General features: G+C 68.9%; 19 protein-coding genes. 13 read left to right on the top strand and 6 right to left on the bottom strand.

What is annotated here, in order from left to right:
- Positions 1-54: 54 nt before the first annotated feature.
- The 4 genes from FGL25_RS13070 to FGL25_RS13055 form a co-directional block, all read right to left on the bottom strand.
- A complete protein-coding gene (locus FGL25_RS13070; RefSeq protein WP_128719510.1) occupies positions 55-777 on the bottom strand; it encodes an MgtC/SapB family protein in 723 nt (240 codons plus the stop codon).
- A gap of 59 nt (positions 778-836) precedes the next feature.
- On the bottom strand, positions 837-1,538 hold the full coding sequence (locus FGL25_RS13065; protein WP_003163868.1) for an MgtC/SapB family protein: 702 nt from the start codon (positions 1,536-1,538) through the stop codon (positions 837-839).
- Complete coding sequence (locus FGL25_RS13060) at positions 1,531-2,049, bottom strand: hemerythrin domain-containing protein (RefSeq protein ID WP_003163867.1); 519 nt, start codon at positions 2,047-2,049, stop codon at positions 1,531-1,533. The genes FGL25_RS13065 and FGL25_RS13060 overlap by 8 nt, the downstream gene beginning before the upstream one ends.
- Positions 2,050-2,171: 122 nt before the next feature.
- Positions 2,172-2,945 (bottom strand): YebC/PmpR family DNA-binding transcriptional regulator, encoded by a 774-nt coding sequence (locus tag FGL25_RS13055; RefSeq protein WP_003163866.1) that lies wholly within the window; start codon positions 2,943-2,945, stop codon positions 2,172-2,174.
- Between the two features lie 126 nt (positions 2,946-3,071).
- Between FGL25_RS13055 and FGL25_RS13050 the strand changes: the two genes are divergently transcribed.
- The 12 genes from FGL25_RS13050 to ftsH all read left to right on the top strand — a co-directional run bounded on the left by FGL25_RS13050 (position 3,072) and on the right by ftsH (position 14,081).
- Positions 3,072-3,281 carry a hypothetical protein gene (locus FGL25_RS13050; protein WP_003163865.1) on the top strand — a complete coding sequence of 70 codons (210 nt, stop codon included), beginning with the start codon at positions 3,072-3,074 and terminating at the stop codon, positions 3,279-3,281.
- Positions 3,282-3,365: 84 nt separating this feature from the next.
- Entirely contained in the window at positions 3,366-3,749 is a 384-nt protein-coding gene (locus FGL25_RS13045) for a hypothetical protein (RefSeq protein WP_223850955.1), read from the top strand.
- A 4-nt stretch (positions 3,750-3,753) separates the two neighbouring features.
- On the top strand, positions 3,754-4,317 hold the full coding sequence (gene ybgC / locus FGL25_RS13040; RefSeq protein ID WP_436835254.1) for a tol-pal system-associated acyl-CoA thioesterase: 564 nt from the start codon (positions 3,754-3,756) through the stop codon (positions 4,315-4,317).
- 25 nt (positions 4,318-4,342) lie between these two features.
- The gene (gene tolQ, locus FGL25_RS13035) at positions 4,343-5,098 is read left to right on the top strand and encodes a protein TolQ (protein WP_088411099.1); all 756 of its coding nucleotides are present in this window, start codon (positions 4,343-4,345) and stop codon (positions 5,096-5,098) included.
- A 3-nt stretch (positions 5,099-5,101) separates the two neighbouring features.
- Positions 5,102-5,566: an ExbD/TolR family protein gene (locus FGL25_RS13030; protein ID WP_040344561.1), complete on the top strand. Its 465-nt coding sequence runs from the start codon at positions 5,102-5,104 to the stop codon at positions 5,564-5,566.
- A 6-nt stretch (positions 5,567-5,572) separates the two neighbouring features.
- The gene (locus FGL25_RS13025; RefSeq protein WP_138141927.1) at positions 5,573-6,436 is read left to right on the top strand and encodes a TonB C-terminal domain-containing protein; all 864 of its coding nucleotides are present in this window, start codon (positions 5,573-5,575) and stop codon (positions 6,434-6,436) included.
- A 118-nt stretch (positions 6,437-6,554) separates the two neighbouring features.
- On the top strand, positions 6,555-7,937 hold the full coding sequence (gene tolB, locus FGL25_RS13020; RefSeq protein ID WP_138141926.1) for a Tol-Pal system beta propeller repeat protein TolB: 1,383 nt from the start codon (positions 6,555-6,557) through the stop codon (positions 7,935-7,937).
- A 152-nt stretch (positions 7,938-8,089) separates the two neighbouring features.
- Positions 8,090-8,644, top strand: coding sequence for a peptidoglycan-associated lipoprotein Pal (gene pal, locus FGL25_RS13015; protein WP_003163860.1), 555 nt, complete (start codon positions 8,090-8,092; stop codon positions 8,642-8,644).
- Positions 8,645-8,753: 109 nt separating this feature from the next.
- Positions 8,754-9,902 carry a DUF3667 domain-containing protein gene (locus tag FGL25_RS13010; protein ID WP_003163859.1) on the top strand — a complete coding sequence of 383 codons (1,149 nt, stop codon included), beginning with the start codon at positions 8,754-8,756 and terminating at the stop codon, positions 9,900-9,902.
- Between the two features lie 43 nt (positions 9,903-9,945).
- Positions 9,946-10,794, top strand: a complete 849-nt coding sequence (locus tag FGL25_RS13005) for a tol-pal system protein (protein WP_087140874.1) — start codon at positions 9,946-9,948, stop codon at positions 10,792-10,794.
- The gene (gene tilS / locus FGL25_RS13000; protein WP_138141925.1) at positions 10,794-12,086 is read left to right on the top strand and encodes a tRNA lysidine(34) synthetase TilS; all 1,293 of its coding nucleotides are present in this window, start codon (positions 10,794-10,796) and stop codon (positions 12,084-12,086) included. Before FGL25_RS13005 ends, tilS begins: the two co-directional genes overlap by 1 nt.
- A 42-nt stretch (positions 12,087-12,128) precedes the next feature.
- Positions 12,129-14,081 carry an ATP-dependent zinc metalloprotease FtsH gene (gene ftsH, locus FGL25_RS12995; protein ID WP_138141924.1) on the top strand — a complete coding sequence of 651 codons (1,953 nt, stop codon included), beginning with the start codon at positions 12,129-12,131 and terminating at the stop codon, positions 14,079-14,081.
- A gap of 78 nt (positions 14,082-14,159) precedes the next feature.
- Here the strand turns inward: ftsH and rnk are convergent, their stop codons facing one another.
- On the bottom strand, positions 14,160-14,570 hold the full coding sequence (rnk, locus tag FGL25_RS12990; RefSeq protein ID WP_128719519.1) for a nucleoside diphosphate kinase regulator: 411 nt from the start codon (positions 14,568-14,570) through the stop codon (positions 14,160-14,162).
- Positions 14,571-15,021: 451 nt separating this feature from the next.
- Between rnk and folP the strand changes: the two genes are divergently transcribed.
- Entirely contained in the window at positions 15,022-15,846 is an 825-nt protein-coding gene (gene folP / locus FGL25_RS12985) for a dihydropteroate synthase (protein ID WP_138141923.1), read from the top strand.
- 3 nt (positions 15,847-15,849) lie between these two features.
- Here folP and FGL25_RS12980 read toward each other — a convergent pair whose 3' ends face one another.
- On the bottom strand, positions 15,850-16,305 hold the full coding sequence (locus FGL25_RS12980; RefSeq protein WP_290125523.1) for an SRPBCC domain-containing protein: 456 nt from the start codon (positions 16,303-16,305) through the stop codon (positions 15,850-15,852).
- Between the last annotated feature and the right edge of the window lie 51 nt (positions 16,306-16,356).

Here is a 16,356-nt window from a genome sequence, read left to right as displayed (position 1 = left end):
CCAAAGAGGGTTAGCGAACAATGACCGGGCGCAGCCTCAGGGCCCGATGTCGGCTCAATCGTCTCTGGGCATGACCGAGAAACCGGCCAGACCCGCCTGATCCGACAGGGCGCGGGACAGGGCGTCGACTTTCAGCGGCATGGGGCCCCGCGCCTTGACGTGGTGTTCGTGGATCTGGCCGTCGGGGCTGACGACATGGCCGATGCGCGTGGGCTTGAGGCCGTTCTCGGCCAGCAGGGCGCGCAGCGCCTTTTCTTGCGGCGCGGCTCCGCGCGTCCAGCGCAGGGTGACGTCCAGCACCCCGACGTGGGGCAGGCGCGCGTCGAGAAAGCGCAGGATGGCCAGCACCAGCAGGGTCGCTCCCGCCGCGATCAGTCCCAGCTTCCACAGGCCGACCCCGAACATCACCCCGGTGGCCGAGGTGGTCCACAGCGAAGCCGCCGTGGTCAGGCCGTGCACCGAGAACCGCTCGCGAAAGATCACACCGGCGCACAGGAAGCCGATGCCGGTCAGTATGCCGTGCGCCATCCGCGTCGGGTCGATCACCAGCCGCTGCTCGGGCAGGGCGACGAAGCCCCAGCTGGCCTGATGCATGGCCGCCAGCATCAGGACGCAGGAGGTCATGCAGACCAGGATGTGGGTGCGGAACCCCGCCGGATGGCCGTGATAGGTCCGCTCGATCCCAATCAGCCCGCCCGCGACCATGGCCGAGGCCACCGGCGCCAGCAGACTCAGTTCCTCGACGCCCCAATGCGTCACGCCCCAGTCGATCGCCATGATCCCAACGCTCCCAACGACCGCGCAGGTTGGACCTCCGCGCAGGCCAGGGCAAGTCGTCAGTCGTCGCGCGGATTCAGCACGTAGCCGCAGACCGAAGGCAGGGCCGACAGCCGCCCCGCCAGGGTCTTGAGCGCCGTCTCGCCCTCGGCGTGGACGCGCCAGCTGCGACGCACCACCGCGCCGTCGTCGATCAGTTCGAAACGGTCGGGCGCGGGCTTCGGATCGATCGCGCGCAGGGCGGCCTCGACCTCGGCCTCGGGCGAGGGGCCGTCACGACGCCAGCGCACCTCCACATCGGTCAGGGTGCGGTCCGGCAGCCGCGCGCTGACCAGCCGCAGCGCGACCAGGATCAGGCCCGTGATCACCGTCCCTGCCGCGCCCAGGGCGAACAGGCCGGCCCCGAACAGCAGGCCGATGGCCGAGGTGATCCACAGCGAGGCCGCCGTCGTCAGGCCGTGGATGGAGAAGCCGGTGCGGAAGATGACCCCGGCGCACAGGAAGCCGATTCCCGTCAGCACCCCGTGGGCCATGCGGGTGGGGTCGGTGACGATGTTCTCGTCCGGCAGGGCGCGGAATGCCCAGTCGGCCTGGGTCATGGCCGCCAGCATCAGCAGGCAGGACGCCAGGCTGACCAGGATGTGGGTGCGGAACCCTGCCGGTCGGCCGCGCCACTCGCGCTCGAAGCCGATCATCCCGCCGGCGATCAGGGCGCCGGCGATGGGCAGGACGACGGTCTCCAGCCAGGCGGCGTCAGCCATGGTTCTCGACGTAGGTTTCGGGGTCTTTGTTGACCGGCTTCACCCCGGCGATGTGGCGGGCCTGGAAGGCGGCGAAGCGCACGCCCAGGTCGTGCCGCGTCTGCAGGTCCGCGTTCAGGCGGAAGTCGGTCAGCCCCTGCCGCTCCTCCTCGCCCATGTGCTTGGAGTTGACGATGTTGGCCGCGCCGACCGCGTCGAACCAGGCGCGACTGCCGACCGCGTGCGCGGCCACCGCCTTCACCGCGTCGCGCAGCTTGTTGTGATCCTCGATGGCGTCCTCGGTCTCGCCCTCGACCGTGCCGTCGTCTGCGTCATTGACGCCCTCGCCCAGTTTCAGCAGGGCGGGATAGAAATGCCGTTCCTCGGCCTCGGCGTGGGCGTCCAGAAAGGCCGACAGCCGCCCCCAGACCGCCTCCAGCGCCTCGACATTGTCCGCGCCGATCTGCTCGATCAGCGAGAACAGCCTGCGCTGTTCGGCGTGGTCGTCCAGGATCAGCTGGGTGATGTCCATGGGGCGGGCTCCTCGCGGCAAGGCTTGAGCCCTAAGAAGCCTCCGAACACAGGTCCGGTTCCTGAGCCCCGACGCCGCTCCCGCATGGGTGCGGCGTCGGGGACAGGATCATCGCGTGCGGATCAGCCCGCGTACTTGGCCGCGTCTTCGTCCGAGATGTTCTCGTTCGAATAGACCTGCTGCACGTCGTCTTCGCCGTCCAGGGCGTCCAGCAGCTTGAACAGGACGCCGACCGAATCGCCCGTCAGGTCGATCTCCGACTGCGGCTTCCAGACGATGGCGGTGGATTTGGGGTCGCCCAGCACCTTGGACATGGCCTCGGCCACTTCGTTCAGGTCTTCGAAGGCGGTCCAGATGGTGTGGCCCGGCGCGTCCTCATAGATGTCGGGCTTGACCAGGTCGCTCTCGACGTCGGCGGCGCCGGCCTCGATGGCGGCCTCCATCACGGCGTCTTCAGATCCCGCCTCGGCCGGATAGTGGATCTTGCCGACCCGATCCCACATGAAGGTGACCGAGCCGCTCTCGCCCAGGGCGCCGCCGTTCTTGGCGAAAGCCGAGCGCACGCCCGAGGCGGCGCGGTTGCGGTTATCGGTCAGGACTTCGACGATGACCTGGACGCCGCCGGGGCCGCGGCCCTCGTAGCGGATCTCCTCCATCGCATCGACTTCGCCGCCCGAGGCCTTCTTGATGGCGCGCTCGATGTTCTCCTTCGGCATCGATTCGGCCTTGGCGTTGTTCACCGCCAGACGCAGCCGGGGGTTCATCGCCGGGTCGGGCATCCCCGACTTGGCCGCCACGGTGATTTCCCGTGACAGGCGCGAAAAGAGCTTTGAACGGACCGCGTCAGCGCGGCCCTTGCGGTGCATGATGTTCTTGAATTTGGAATGGCCGGCCATGGAGTCGCTCGCCAGATGTCGAATATGCTGAGGGGCGCCCTTTACTGGATGGCGCTTCCTCTGTCACGAGAGGGGAACCGCCCGAACGCGCCGGGGATTATGCGCAGGCAAGAATTGGAGACGCCGATGGCCGCCGCCGACGACACCTATCTGGACGAAGCCTATGACGAGGGCATCGATCACGCCCACGCCGGCGAGATCGTTCAGTGGTACGCCAAGCGGCCCGTCACGGTGTCGACGGCGGCGGCCACCAGCTCGCTGGTCGGCGCCTTTGCGCTGGGCGTGCTGACCACCATCGGCGCCTTGGCCGTGATGCGCCTCTACGACCGCGACTGAGCAGACGTCGCGCGAATCTTTCGCAAAAAGACTTCACCTCGGCGGTAAAGCCGGTCATCCTCCCTTTCCCAGAAGGAGGCGGCCTTGGCGCATCCCCGCAGGATGAACCGGATGATCGTCGTGCTCGGCGCGGCTGTCTTGGTGCTGGGCGGTTTCAGCCTCTACGCCCTGACCCAGGGGGCGCGCTTCGGACCCCGCCAGACCACGCCCGCCGAACGCGCGCTTGAGCAGGTGCGCGAACAGATGGGGCCGCAGGCCGAGGTCCGGCATGTCGAGGCCGGGCGCGGCAAGGCCGCCTGCGGCTACGCCGGGCTGAAGGGCAGTCGGGAGGCCGTGGCCTTCGTTTCCCGGCCCAACCGCATCCTGATGAGCCACGACCCGCTGACGGGCGAGTTCGCGACGCTGAAATCGCGCTACTGTCCGGGCTTCGACGCCCCGGCGCCCGCCGCCGTTTCCGGCAAGAGCTGAGACCATGACCGACCAACCCAGCGCCGGCCGCTTCGACGGCCGTGATCACCTGTTGCCCGTGCGGGTTTATTACGAGGACACGGACTTCACGGGCCTAGTCTATCACGCCAACTACGTCCGCTATTTCGAGCGGGGGCGGTCGGACTTCCTGCGTCTGGCGGGGGTAGGGCATGTCGACCTGCTGGAGCAGGAGGAGCCGCTGGCCTTCGTGGTGTCGGACCTGGCGATCAAATATCTGAAGCCCGCGCGGATCGACGACGCCCTGGTGGTGCGCACCCGCTATGAGGCGATCAAGGGACCGCGCCTGATCATCCGCCAGACGGTCGAGCGCGACGGCGACGTATTGTGCCGGGCCGACGTCGTCGCCGTCTGCATCCATCTGGACGGGCGTCCGCGCCGTCCGACGAAGCGGCTGATCGAACTGGTGACGCCCTGGCTGTCGGGGGGAAACAGGATCGGCTCGGCAATAACGAGGTTGTCAGCCGGTAGGCTGATGACGCCGGGCGCGACGCCCGCTAGACCCGCCGCCATGAAACCGCCACGTCCGCCCGGTGCAAAAGGCGGATGAACGGACTCTTCGCCAAGGACCACGCATGACTCCGCCCGCCGACGCCTCCCTGCTGAATCCCATCGAGCTGTTCATGACCGCCGACTGGGTGGTCAAGACGGTGATGATCGGCCTGGCCGCGGCCTCGGTCTGGTCCTGGACCATCATCATCGACAAGGCGGTGCGGTTCTCACGCATGAACGCCCGCGCGACCGAGTTCGAAAAGCAGGTCGAGAGCGGCCGCTCGCTGGAGGAGGTCGCCGCCCAGGCTGGGCCTCAGCCGGTCGATCCCCTGCCGCGCATGCTGGTGCTGACCCTGCAGGACTGGCGCGAGGCGCGCGCGCGCGGAGCCATGACGGACACGCAAGGGAACATGCTGATCGCCCGTATCGACCGGGCGCTGGATTCGGTCATCGCTCGGGAAAGCCAGAAGATCGAGAACGGTCTGGGCGTGCTGTCGGTGGTCGCCACGGCCTCGCCCTTCATCGGCCTGTTCGGCACGGTGTGGGGCATCATGAACGCCTTCGACAGCATTGCGGCGGCGGGCAACACCAATCTGACGACCGTGGCCCCGGCCATCGCCGAGGCCCTGTTCGCCACGGCCATCGGCCTGGCGGCGGCCATCCCGGCCTATATCGCCTTCAACGCCTTCTCGGTGTCGGCGGGCAAGTTCACGGGCCGTCTGGAGGCCTTTGCGGACGATCTGCAGTCGGCCATCGCCCGGCGTCTGGGCGCGCCTGCGACGCCGCCGCCTCCGCCCCCGCCGCCGTCGTCCGACCTGAACCTGCGCCGGGGCGCCTGATCCATGGCCCTGGGTGGAGGAGGCGGCGGTGAAGCGCGCGGGCGCGGCCGTCGTCGCGCACGCAAACGGCCGCTGAGCGAGATCAACGTCACGCCCCTGGTGGACGTCATGCTGGTGCTGTTGATCATCTTCATGATCTCGGCGCCGCTGCTGACGGTCGGGGTGCCGGTCGAACTGCCCAAGACCGAAGCCAGCGCGGTCGAGACGACCGACAAGCCGGTTACGGTCAGCATCGACCGGAACGGCGCCATCTTCATCGGCGAGGGCGAGGTCCGCTGGGAGCAACTGGCCCTGCGCGTGGCGGAAGAGGGCGGCGAGAACGCGCGCGACAAGGCCATCTTCATCCGCGCCGACGGCCGCGCCCCCTATCAGGCCGTGGCGCGCGTGATGGCGCGCCTGTCGGCCTCGGGCTTCACCAAGCTGAACCTGATCACCGACACCGCCGCCGACGAGCCGACGGAGGGCTGACGGACCTTGCGCCGCCCCAGCCCCGCCATCCTCGGCTCCATCGCCCTGCACGCGGGGGTGGTGGCGCTCGCCTTCGTGTCCTGGTCGTCGAAAGACGAGCCGAAGCCGTTGGTGAACTCCGTGCCGGTGTCGATCGTCTCGGACATCGAGATCGCCGCTGCGCCCGCCGACAATCCGCAGGAGGAGCCTTCGCTCGAGGATGGGGAGACGGCCCCGGTCGAGACCCCGCCCGAGCCGACTCCGCCCGAGCCGGACCCCACGCCGCCCGCGCCGCAACCGCGCCCGACGCCGCCCGCGCCGCGCCCGACCCCGACTCCGCCCGAGAAAAAGGCCCCGACGCCGCGTCCCGCGCCTACGCCGCGGCCGACCCCGACGCCGCCTGAGAAGAAGGCGCCGACGCCGTCGCCTCGGCCCACGCCTAGTCCGCCCGAGAAGAAGGCCCCCGCCACGCCGCCGCGTACGCGCCCGACGCCGGGACTGGACCTTGACGCCCTGGCCGGGCCGCCGCGCCCGACCCAGAACCGCGGCCGTCCGGCGCCGGGCCAGCAGGGCGCGGGCTCCGCGCCGCGCGCGACCGGGCCGCAGCTGGCCGCCCTGGGCGCCCAGGTGACGCCGAACTGGAACCTGAACTGCGACATGCCGGGCATGGACGACCTGGTGATCCGCGTGACGGTGCGATTGAGCGCCGACGGCCAGATCATCGGCACGCCGCGCCTTCAGGACACCCAGAACGACCCGACCTGGCGCGCGGCGTCCGAGGCCATGTTGCGCGCGCTGCGGGCGACCTCGCCCTTCACCGTGCCCGATGGCTTCCAGGCGCAGGAAGTGCCCTTCCGCTTTGAAACCAAGCGTCAATGCGGGAACCGTTAGGACGTAAATCGCCTATCACCCCAAAGTCGCCCAAATCCCCGTGAAGCTGGCGATCATCCGCCGCGCTGATGTTAAGAGGGGCGGCCAGCCTGACCGTAACGACCCGAAGGATCGATCCATGCGCCTGAACCGCCTTCTCGCCTCGGCCGCCGTGCTTGCGATGACCGCGCCCCTGGCGCTGGGCGGGTCTGTCCAGGCGCAATCCGCCCCGGCCGTCGGGGCGCCGATGCAGGATGTGGTGGTGGACGAGGGCGTGCTGCGCCCGCTTCAGATCGCCGTCGTGCCCTTCACCGGCCAGAACGGGTCGCAGATTTCGGGCGTCATCAGCGGCAACCTGAAGCGATCGGGCTTCTTCGATCCGCTGAACCCGGCCAGCTTCGTGGAGACGGGCCTGACCCTGGCCAACGCCCCGAACTTCCCCCAGTGGACCTCCATCGGCGCCCAGGCGGTGCTGTATGGCGGAGTGACGCCGCGCGCGGACGGGCGGATCGACGTGGGCTTTCGCCTGTACGACCCCTATCGCCAGTGCCAGCTGGTGTCCTACCAGTTCACCGCCACGTCCGAGCAGTGGCGCCGCATCGCGCACAAGATCTCTGATGTGGTCTATCAGCGCCTGACCGGCGAGGCGGGCTTCTTCGATTCCCGCGTCCTGTTCGTGTCCGAAAGCGGCACCCAGTTGAACAAGCTGTCGCGCCTGACCATCGTCGACCAGGACGGCTACAACCCCGTCTTCCTGACCCAGGGCGATGAGGTGATCATGTCGCCGCGCTTCTCGGCCTCGAACCCCGACGAAGTGACCTATGTGGCGCTGGGCAAGGACTACAGCCGCATCTACCTCTACAATCTGTCGACCGGCCGTCGCGAAAGCCTGGGCGAGTTCGACGGCCAGGTTCTGGCGCCGCGCTTCTCGAACGACGGGTCCAAGATGGCCTTCTCGATCATCCGGGGCGGCAACACCGACGTCTATGTGATGAACCTGCGCAGCCGCCAGCTGTCGCGTCTGACGACCGACCCCGGCATCGACACCTCGCCGTCGTTCAGCCCCGACGGCAATCAGATCGTCTTCACCTCGGACCGTTCGGGTTCGGCGCGTCTCTACACCATGCGGGCGGACGGCTCGGGCCAGCGCCCGATCAGCCGCGGCGGCGGCAGCTACACCGCCCCGGCCTGGAGCCCGCGCGGCGACCTGGTGGCCTTCACCAAGCAGCAAGGCGGCCGCTTCCACATCGGCGTAATGAAGTCCGACGGCACGGGCGAGCGCATCCTGTCGTCCTCCTATTTCGAGGAAGGCCCGTCCTGGGCGCCGAACGGCCGCTACATCGCCTTCGCACGTCAGAGCCCCGGCGGCGACACCCGTCTGTGGACCGTCGACCTGTCGGGCCGGGTCGTGTCTCAAGCGGGCTATGACGGACGCGGTTCGGACCCGGCCTGGTCGGGTCTGCTGGACGCGCCGCCGGTCAATCTGGGCATCGGTCAGGGCGCGGATTCCTGCCCGGCCTGACGGACTTACGGCTTCGTGAGATCACGAGCGGAGCCATTCCCATAAACTGTGCGTTATCGCGGCTGGCGCGGTGTTGCGCTGCGCGTTAGCAGCGCTCGCATACAGTCAAGCTAGAGGCGTCGGCCTCGAACCGAATGAGAAGGAGACGATCCATGAACACCTCCACCCTGATCCGGCTCGCCGCTGTCGGCGTCGCCATGGCCTCGCTGGCCGCCTGCACCAAGCCCAAGGTCGAGCCGGCCGTGCCGGTCGAAACGCCGCCGCCGGCCGTCGGTCCGCAGTATCCGACCGCCCCGACCGGCCCCGTCAGCGGCGGCAACGTCGGCGCCCCGGCGCCCGGCTCGGAGCAGGACTTCGTCGTCAACGTCGGCGACCGCGTCTACTTCGACCTGGACTCCTATTCGGTGCGCGCCGAGGCCCAGCCGCGTCTGGACGCCCAGGCCGCCTGGCTGGCCCGCTATCCGCAGGTCACGGTCCGCATCGAAGGTAACGCCGACGAACGCGGCACGCGCGAATACAACCTGGCCCTGGGCGCCCGCCGCGCCGAGGCCGTTCGCTCCTACCTGATCAGCCGCGGCGTTCCGGCCGCCCGCATCGACACCATCAGCTTCGGCAAGGAACGTCCGATCGCCGAGGGTTCGAACGAGTCGGCCTGGGCCCAGAACCGCAACGCCCGCACCGCCATCGTGTCGGGCGCGCCGCGCTAAACACGCGACGTAAAAAACAGACGGATCGAGGCGTCGGCGCAAGCCGGCGCCTCTTTTCTTTGCGCCTCCAGACGATCAAAGTCCGCCGCGAATCCTGGGGAGGGACGGCATGGATCTGGAAGCGGCGGGCGGAGCGGTGACGGCGGGCGTCATCGCCGGGGCGATCGAGAAGCCGACGGGCCATGCGGGCGAAGCTCACGGCGCCTGCGCCGACTGCGGGGCCGAGGTTACGGGCAACTTCTGCTCGAACTGCGGCCAGGCGGCCCATGTCCACCGCACCTTGCTGCATCTGGGCGAAGAGCTGCTGCACGGGGTCATGCATTTCGACGGCCGTCTGTGGCGCACCCTGCCGCTGTTGATCCTCAATCCGGGGCGGCTGACCCGCGAATGGGTGCAGGGCAAGCGGACCCGCTTCGTCTCGCCGCTGGCGATGTTCCTGTTCACCCTGTTCGTCATGTTCTTCGCCCTCAGCTTCATGCCGCATCAGGCGGTGACGCTGCCGTCCCTCTCGCAGCAGATCGAGGCCCAGAAGGAGGCGATAGTCGAAGCGGAGCAGGTCGCAGCCGCCGCCCGCAAGGAAGTCGATGCGGCGGAGGCGGCGATGGAGCCGTCGGACGGCTCGCCCCCGGCGTTCAACAGCGGCGCGCGGGCCGGCGCCGCCGCCGGCGCTCTGGCCGGAGCTGAAGCCGGCGTCATTGCCGAGAAGGCCAAGCTGGAGCGTCTGCAGAAGGACGCGATCGAGGGCCGCAAGGACGGTCTGGCCTCGGGCAGCTGGCAGGCCCAGGTGGCGGACATCGCCTCCAGCGTCGGCACGGACGGCCAGACCAACGGCCTGACCAAGACCGTCGCCAAGAAGCTGAAGAACCCGGACCTGGCGCTCTACAAGCTGCAGCAGACCATCTACAAATTCGCCTTCCTGCTGGTGCCGTTGTCGATCCCCTTCGTGGCCCTGATGTTCCTGTGGAAGCGGGGCTTCACCCTGTACGACCACGGGGTCTTCGTCCTCTATTCCCTGACCTTCATGTCGCTGCTGCTGATGGCGGTGGTGCTGGTCGCGACGACGCTGAAGGGGGCGGGCGCGGCGGCCGCGACGATCGCGGCCCTGATCGTGCCGGCGCACATGTTCGCCCAGTTGAAGGGCGCCTACAGCCTGAAGGTCTTTTCGACCTTGTGGCGGACGGTGGCGCTGCTGATCTTCTGCGAGATCGCGGCGACGCTGTTCATCGTCGCCATCATCTATCTGGGCCTCGGACATTGATCGGGGCCTTGCCGTCGCCGCAAATCGATGGGACGACAGGACCATGCTGAAGACGCCATTCCGCCTCACCAAACCCGCCGTCCTGACGGCGATCGGCCTGACCCTGATCGGGGGCGCCGTCGTCGCCCAGGTGCAGCCGATGGAGCCGATCCAGTGGGACAAGCGCCGCCTGGACCAGTTGGATCGTAACGTCCGCCGTCTGGAGCGCGCCCTGACCCAGCGCAACGCGGCCGGGGAGCCGGTGCTGGTCGAGACGGATCCCGAGGTCGTGGCCCTGCAAGGCCAGGTCTCGATCATGGAGCGCCGTCTGAGCGACGTGGAGCAGACGTTCCAGCGCATGAACGCCGACAGCGAGCGTCTGACCTTCCAACTGGACGAGGTCACGCGCGAGAACACGCAGATGAGCCGCCGCCTGCGCGATCTGGAAGGCCGCGTCGAGCGCGCCGAAAAGGCCGCCGAGGAAGCCGCTGAACTGAACGGCCCGATCGTCGCCCACTCGCCGACCGGCGACGCGGCGCAGGATCTGCAGGCCGCCATGCGTCTGGCGGGCGAGGACGCGGCGCGCGGCGGACGCGCGCTGGAGACCGTCATCGTCACCTGGCCGAACACGCCCCAGGCGCGCGAGGCCAACAGCCGTTTGGGCGATCTGCACGTCGCCGCGCGCGACAACGCTTCGGCGGTTCAGGCCTACGCCGCCGCCCTGAACGGCTGGCCGCGCACGCCGTGGGCGCCCGAGACGACGCTGAAGCTGGCCGAAGCCCTGCGCGCCACCGATCGCGCGACCCAGGCCTGCGGCGCCCTGACCGAGTTCGGCCGCCGCTACGCCGAGGCGGCCACGGCGGCGCAGAAGACCCGCGCGACCCAGCTTCGGACGCGCGCCAGCTGCAGCTGATGGGCGATCTGGCCGGCCGAGTCTTCACTCGGCTGGACGCGCGCCTGAACCACGCCGGGCCCGAGCCGGTCGCCCTGGCCCTGTCGGGCGGGGGCGACTCCCTGGCCCTGCTGGACCTTGCCGCCGCATGGGCGAAGGCGAGGGGGCGGCGGCTGCTGGCCCTGACGGTCGACCACAATCTCCACCCCGACAGCGCCGACTGGACCCGTTTCGCCGCCGAGGCCGCGCGCGCGGCGGGCGCCGACTGGCGGGGGATGGTCTGGCAGGGCGCGCGCGGCGGTCCCGGCGCACCGGCGCGAGCGCGGGCGGCGCGTCACGCCCTGCTGGCCGAAGCCGCGCGGGAAGCCGGCGCGCGCGTCATCCTGACCGGCCACACCGCCGATGACGTCGCCGAGGGCGACTGGATGCGGGCCCAAGGCGCGACGCTGGGCCGCCTGCGCGAGGCGTCGCCGTCGCCCGCCTGGCCGGAAGGGCGAGGGCTGTTGCTATTGCGGCCTGTGTTTGGCGAGGGGCGCGAGACGCTGAGGGATCATCTGCGCGCGCGTGGTCTGACATGGCTGGAAGACCCCGCTAACGCGGACCTGCGCTACGGGCGGGGCAGGGCGCGGGCGGCGCTGGCGCAGGCAGAGGGCCCTGCTGCGTCATCGGCGACTGTTGCTTGTGCGAGCGCGGCCCATGAGCCGGGCGACCAGGCTTGGGCCGGGGTTCTGCCTCTATCGCGCGACCTGCCTGCGTCGATGCTGGCGGCCGTGCTGCTGTGCGCAGGCGGCGGCGCGACGCCGCCGCGCGGGGATCGCCTGGCGGCCCTTCAGGCGCGACTGGCGGACGGCGAGGACTTCACCGCGGTCCTGTGCGGCGCTCGAGTCGAGGCGTCCGGCGCGCATGTTCAGGCGATGCGTGAACCGGGAGAGTGGAAACGCCGCCAGCCTGCCGCGCTGGCCCTGACGCCGGGGCGGCCCGCCGTCTGGGACGGGCGTTTCGAGATCGTGACGGATCAGTCGGGCCTGCGCGTCGAGGCGGCCGCCGGGCGGCTGGCGCAACTTTCCGACGTCGAGCGCGCCGTTCTGGCGCCCCTGCCGCCCGCCGCACGCGCCGCTGCGCCGGTGCTGATCGATCCCGAAGGACGGCCGGTTCTGGCCTGGCGCGGGGCGTGTGTAAGGGCGCTGGCGTCGCGACGTCTGGCGCTCGCCCTGGCGGCGTTCGGGGGCGAAACGACGCAGGAAGACGGACTCTTTCAATCCCTTCATGGCGAAACGCCGCCGTCTGACCTATTTTCAAAGAAAGACTGCTGATCGACGGACCGAGCGCGGCCGCGTCGAGGAACCGAGGACCGAATGAACCTGCGCAATTTCGCCATCTGGGGCGTGATCCTTCTGGGACTGGTGACGGTCTACGCTGCGATCAGCCAGAACGGCGGCGCCCCCGCCATGCCGGGCGCCAAGGGCGCCGCGGCCGCCGGTCGCCCCGAACCCATCACCTATTCCCAGCTGATGACCGCCGTTGAGCGTCAGGAGATCAAGTCGATCGTCGCGCGCGGCGAGACGATCACCGGCGTCTTCAAGAACGACAGCAAATTCACCGCCGTGACGCCGGTGCCGAACGCCGAGCTGGTCGAGCAGATCCGCAAGTCCGGCGTCGAGGTCGAAACCAAGAGCACGCGTCAGCCGTGGTGGTCGGGTCTGCTGGGCCTGTTGCTGCCGGTGGCGCTGATCATCGGCTTCTGGCTGTTCATCATGAACCGGATGCAGGGCGGGGCGAAGGGCGCCATGGGCTTCGGCAAGTCCAAAGCCAAGCTGCTGACCGAGCACAAGGGCCGCAAGACCTTCGACGACGTCGCCGGCGTCGATGAGGCCAAGGACGAACTGCAGGAGGTCGTCGACTTCCTGAAAGACCCGGCCAAGTTCCAGCGTCTGGGCGGCAAGATCCCTAAGGGCGCCCTGCTGGTCGGCCCTCCGGGTACGGGTAAAACCCTGCTGGCGCGCGCGGTGGCGGGCGAGGCGGGCGTGCCATTCTTCTCGATCTCCGGCTCGGACTTCGTCGAGATGTTCGTCGGCGTCGGCGCCAGCCGCGTGCGCGACATGTTCGAACAGGCCAAGAAGAACGCGCCGTGCATCATCTTCATCGATGAAATCGACGCCGTGGGCCGTCACCGCGGCGCCGGGCTGGGCGGCGGCAACGACGAGCGCGAGCAGACGCTGAACCAGCTGCTGGTCGAGATGGACGGCTTCGAGGCGTCGGAGAACATCATCCTGATCGCTGCGACCAACCGTCCCGACGTGCTGGACCCGGCTCTGTTGCGTCCGGGCCGCTTCGACCGTCAGGTCGTGGTGCCCAACCCCGACGTCTCGGGCCGCGAGCGCATCCTGCGCGTCCACATGAAGGACGTGCCCCTGGCCGCCGATGTGAATGTGAAGACCCTGGCGCGCGGCACGCCGGGCTTCTCGGGCGCGGACCTGGCGAACCTGGTCAACGAGGCGGCCCTGATGGCGGCCCGCAAGGACCGTCGCATGGTCACGCACCGCGACTTCGAGGACGCCAAGGACAAGGTCATGATGGGCTCCGAGCGGAAGTCCATGGCCATGAACGAGGAAGAACGCCGCCTGACCGCCTATCACGAGGCCGGTCACGCCATCGTCGCCATCAACGTCAAGATGGCCGACCCGGTGCACAAGGCGACCATCGTCCCGCGCGGCCGCGCCCTGGGGATGGTGATGCAGCTGCCGGAAGGCGACCGCTACTCCATGAAGTTCCAGCAGATGATCGATCGCATCGCCATCATGGCGGGCGGCCGCGTCGCTGAGGAGCTGATCTTCGGGCCGGAAAGCATCACCTCGGGCGCCAGCTCGGACATCGAGCAGGCGACCAAGCTGGCGCGGGCCATGGTCACGCGCTGGGGCTTCTCCGAGAAGCTGGGCACGGTGGCCTATGGCGAGAACCAGGAAGAGGTCTTCCTGGGCCATTCGGTGTCGCGCAGCCAGAACGTCTCGGAAGAGACGGCTCGCATCATCGACGAAGAGGTCCGCCGCATCGTCACCGAAGGCTGGGAAGAGGCGCGCCGCATCCTGACCGAGAAGGCGGGCGACCACGAGAAGCTGTCGCAGGCCCTGCTGGAGTACGAGACCCTGTCGGGCGACGAGATCAAGGATCTGCTGGAGAAAGACCAACCGCCCAAGCGCGACGATGAGAACGACTCGGTCGTCGGCCCGTCGCTGTCGGTCCCGGCCACGCCGGAAGACGAGGCGGCGCCGCAGGTCGAGCCCGCCGTCCAGCCCGCGACGAGCGCGTAGAGCCTGTTCGGCGGGCCGGTATGAAAAGGGGCGCGTCCGTCGGACGCGCCCCTATTTTTTGCTCTGATCGGAAGCGGTTCAGCCTGCGGCCGCTTCGGCGTCCTCGACCTTGACCAGGGTCAGCTTGCGTGCAGCGCCGGAGGTGTCGGGCCAGTTGATCGACTGGCCTTCCTTCAGGCCGATCAGTCCCGCCCCGACATAGGACAGGATGGAGACGCGCCCGGCGTCGATATCGGCGTCCTTGGGCAGCACCAGCTGGACGCGACGCACCTCGGGGCTGTGGTCGTCGACGTACTGAAGCCAGCGGTTCAGGGTGACGACGTTCTTGGGCATGGCCTTGGGCTCGCACACCTTGGCGCGGTCCAGTTCCTGTTGCAGCAGGCCGGCGGGGCCTGAGCCGGGCAGGTCGCCGACCAGGCGGTCCAGGGCGTCGAAGTCGTCGCTGCGAAGCGTGATGGCGGGCAGGGCGCCCTTGCGGGGGGTGGTCATGAGGAAAACTCTCTGGAAATTCGGGCGACGTCAGGCGGCCGAGGGGCCGTCGTCGTCGGGCTGTTCTGGATCGGCATGTTCGGGGTCGGACGGCGCCCCGGGCGCGGTCGGTCTCCGAAAAGGAATGATGTCGGCGCCGCGCGGCGGTTCGCCGGGACGGCTGTCGTCCGTAGTGTCTGGGCGGCGTGTCATGGCGCAAATCTACGCGAGCGGCTCCAGGCCGGCGCGGTCCTGCAAAATGAATGGGGGAAACAGGAGACTTAAAGCAACTTGGTCCCGTAACGGGCGCCCGGCGCAGGGCGCACGGCGGACCGCTACGGGTTAAAGGCCTTCGACGCGGCGTCCCGCGTGGGTGAGGCGTCGAGCCTGGCTGACGAAGCGTTCCATTGCCTTTAGAGGCTGGACCCAGGCGCGGTGAAAGTCAAACTGCGGCCTCTGGAGTCGATGTCGCATGACCCATCAATCCCTCGTGAAGCCGCCGCTCGTCATGGGCATCGTCAACGTCACGCCGGACAGCTTTTCCGACGGCGGGCGGCACGCCACGGCCGAGGCGGCGCTGGTTCACGCCCTGAAGTTGATCGAACAGGGCGCCGACGTGTTGGACGTGGGCGGAGAAAGCACGCGGCCGGGTTCGGACCCGGTCGATGAAGCCGAAGAGATCGCCCGCGTCGCGCCGCTGATCGCCGCGATCCGCGCGCGGTGGGGCGGCCGGATCAGCATCGACACCATGAAGCCCGCCGTCGCCCGCGCCGCCGTCGCCGCCGGGGCGACGATGTGGAACGACGTCACAGCCTTGAACTATGGGCCTGACAGTCTGGCGACCGCCGCCGAGCTGGGCTGCGAGGTGGTGCTGATGCACATGAAGGGCGCGCCCAAGACGATGCAGGACGACCCGCGCTATGACGACGTCACAGCCGAGGTCGTCGCCTTTCTGGCGGCGCGGGCCGAGGCGGCCGTGGCGGCGGGTATCGCGCGCGAGAAGATCTGGCTGGACCCCGGCATCGGCTTCGCCAAGACGACGGCCCACAATCTGACGCTGACGGCGCGACTGGGCGCCCTGGTCAACCTGGGCTTTCCGGTTCTTTACGCCGCCAGTCGCAAGCGTCTCATTCAGGGCGTGGACGCCGCGGCGGTAGAGGCGGACGATCGTCTGGGCGGCTCTCTGGCCCTGGCGCTGGAGGGCGGGCGGCGCGGCGCCCGCATGGTGCGGGTCCACGACGTGCGCGAAACGGTCCAGGCTCTGAAGCTTCAGGCGGCGGTGACGGCGGCCGGTTGAGCCTCAGCCCTTCCAGTCAGGCAGCACCTGATCGGGGAAGCGATCGACGATGAAGGTCGGCTCGATCGCCCGCTCCAGCCACAGCTTGGCGCCGGCTAGAACCAGGGTGAAGCCTTCCATGGCGTCAAGCGCGGCCTTCACCCCTTCGTCCGTGGCGGGAAAGCCCCGGTTGAAGATTTCGACCCAGGTCGTCTTGCCGCGCGCTTCGAAGCGCCATTCGACCTCGGTCGGCTGATCATCCAGGTTCCAGTCGACAAGAATTCGCCGGTTAACCTGAACATCCTTGACCAGGACACGCGTCGAAACGCCGTACATCCCCCAGGTCCATGTCACGGTCGCCCCCGGCGACAAGCGGCGGTCGCCATGGGTGAACCAGAACCACGACGTCACCCCTGGTTCGGTAAAGGCTTGATAAACCTCATCTACGGGGCGTCGGATCAGTATTCCGGTTTGGACCATAGGCGTTTGCATTCAATCCCAATCTCCCAAGAGAATCGAGGCGGCAACGCT

It is taken from the genome of Brevundimonas vancanneytii (assembly GCF_901421975.1).
Classification (GTDB): domain Bacteria; phylum Pseudomonadota; class Alphaproteobacteria; order Caulobacterales; family Caulobacteraceae; genus Brevundimonas; species Brevundimonas diminuta.
This window is presented reverse-complemented; position numbering and strand designations above follow the sequence as displayed.

Coding starts and splice junctions, on each gene's coding strand:
- ybgC (WP_436835254.1), top strand. CDS start 3,754: ATGACCGACCAACCCAGCGCCGGCCGCTTCGACGGCCGTGATCACCTG.
- FGL25_RS13070 (WP_128719510.1), bottom strand. CDS start 777: ATGGCGATCGACTGGGGCGTGACGCATTGGGGCGTCGAGGAACTGAGT.
- tilS (WP_138141925.1), top strand. CDS start 10,794: ATGGGCGATCTGGCCGGCCGAGTCTTCACTCGGCTGGACGCGCGCCTG.
- FGL25_RS13060 (WP_003163867.1), bottom strand. CDS start 2,049: ATGGACATCACCCAGCTGATCCTGGACGACCACGCCGAACAGCGCAGG.
- tolB (WP_138141926.1), top strand. CDS start 6,555: ATGCGCCTGAACCGCCTTCTCGCCTCGGCCGCCGTGCTTGCGATGACC.
- FGL25_RS13065 (WP_003163868.1), bottom strand. CDS start 1,538: ATGGCTGACGCCGCCTGGCTGGAGACCGTCGTCCTGCCCATCGCCGGC.
- FGL25_RS13030 (WP_040344561.1), top strand. CDS start 5,102: ATGGCCCTGGGTGGAGGAGGCGGCGGTGAAGCGCGCGGGCGCGGCCGT.
- FGL25_RS13010 (WP_003163859.1), top strand. CDS start 8,754: ATGGATCTGGAAGCGGCGGGCGGAGCGGTGACGGCGGGCGTCATCGCC.
- folP (WP_138141923.1), top strand. CDS start 15,022: ATGACCCATCAATCCCTCGTGAAGCCGCCGCTCGTCATGGGCATCGTC.
- ftsH (WP_138141924.1), top strand. CDS start 12,129: ATGAACCTGCGCAATTTCGCCATCTGGGGCGTGATCCTTCTGGGACTG.
- pal (WP_003163860.1), top strand. CDS start 8,090: ATGAACACCTCCACCCTGATCCGGCTCGCCGCTGTCGGCGTCGCCATG.
- FGL25_RS13050 (WP_003163865.1), top strand. CDS start 3,072: ATGGCCGCCGCCGACGACACCTATCTGGACGAAGCCTATGACGAGGGC.
- FGL25_RS13005 (WP_087140874.1), top strand. CDS start 9,946: ATGCTGAAGACGCCATTCCGCCTCACCAAACCCGCCGTCCTGACGGCG.
- tolQ (WP_088411099.1), top strand. CDS start 4,343: ATGACTCCGCCCGCCGACGCCTCCCTGCTGAATCCCATCGAGCTGTTC.
- rnk (WP_128719519.1), bottom strand. CDS start 14,570: ATGACCACCCCCCGCAAGGGCGCCCTGCCCGCCATCACGCTTCGCAGC.
- FGL25_RS13055 (WP_003163866.1), bottom strand. CDS start 2,945: ATGGCCGGCCATTCCAAATTCAAGAACATCATGCACCGCAAGGGCCGC.
- FGL25_RS12980 (WP_290125523.1), bottom strand. CDS start 16,305: ATGGTCCAAACCGGAATACTGATCCGACGCCCCGTAGATGAGGTTTAT.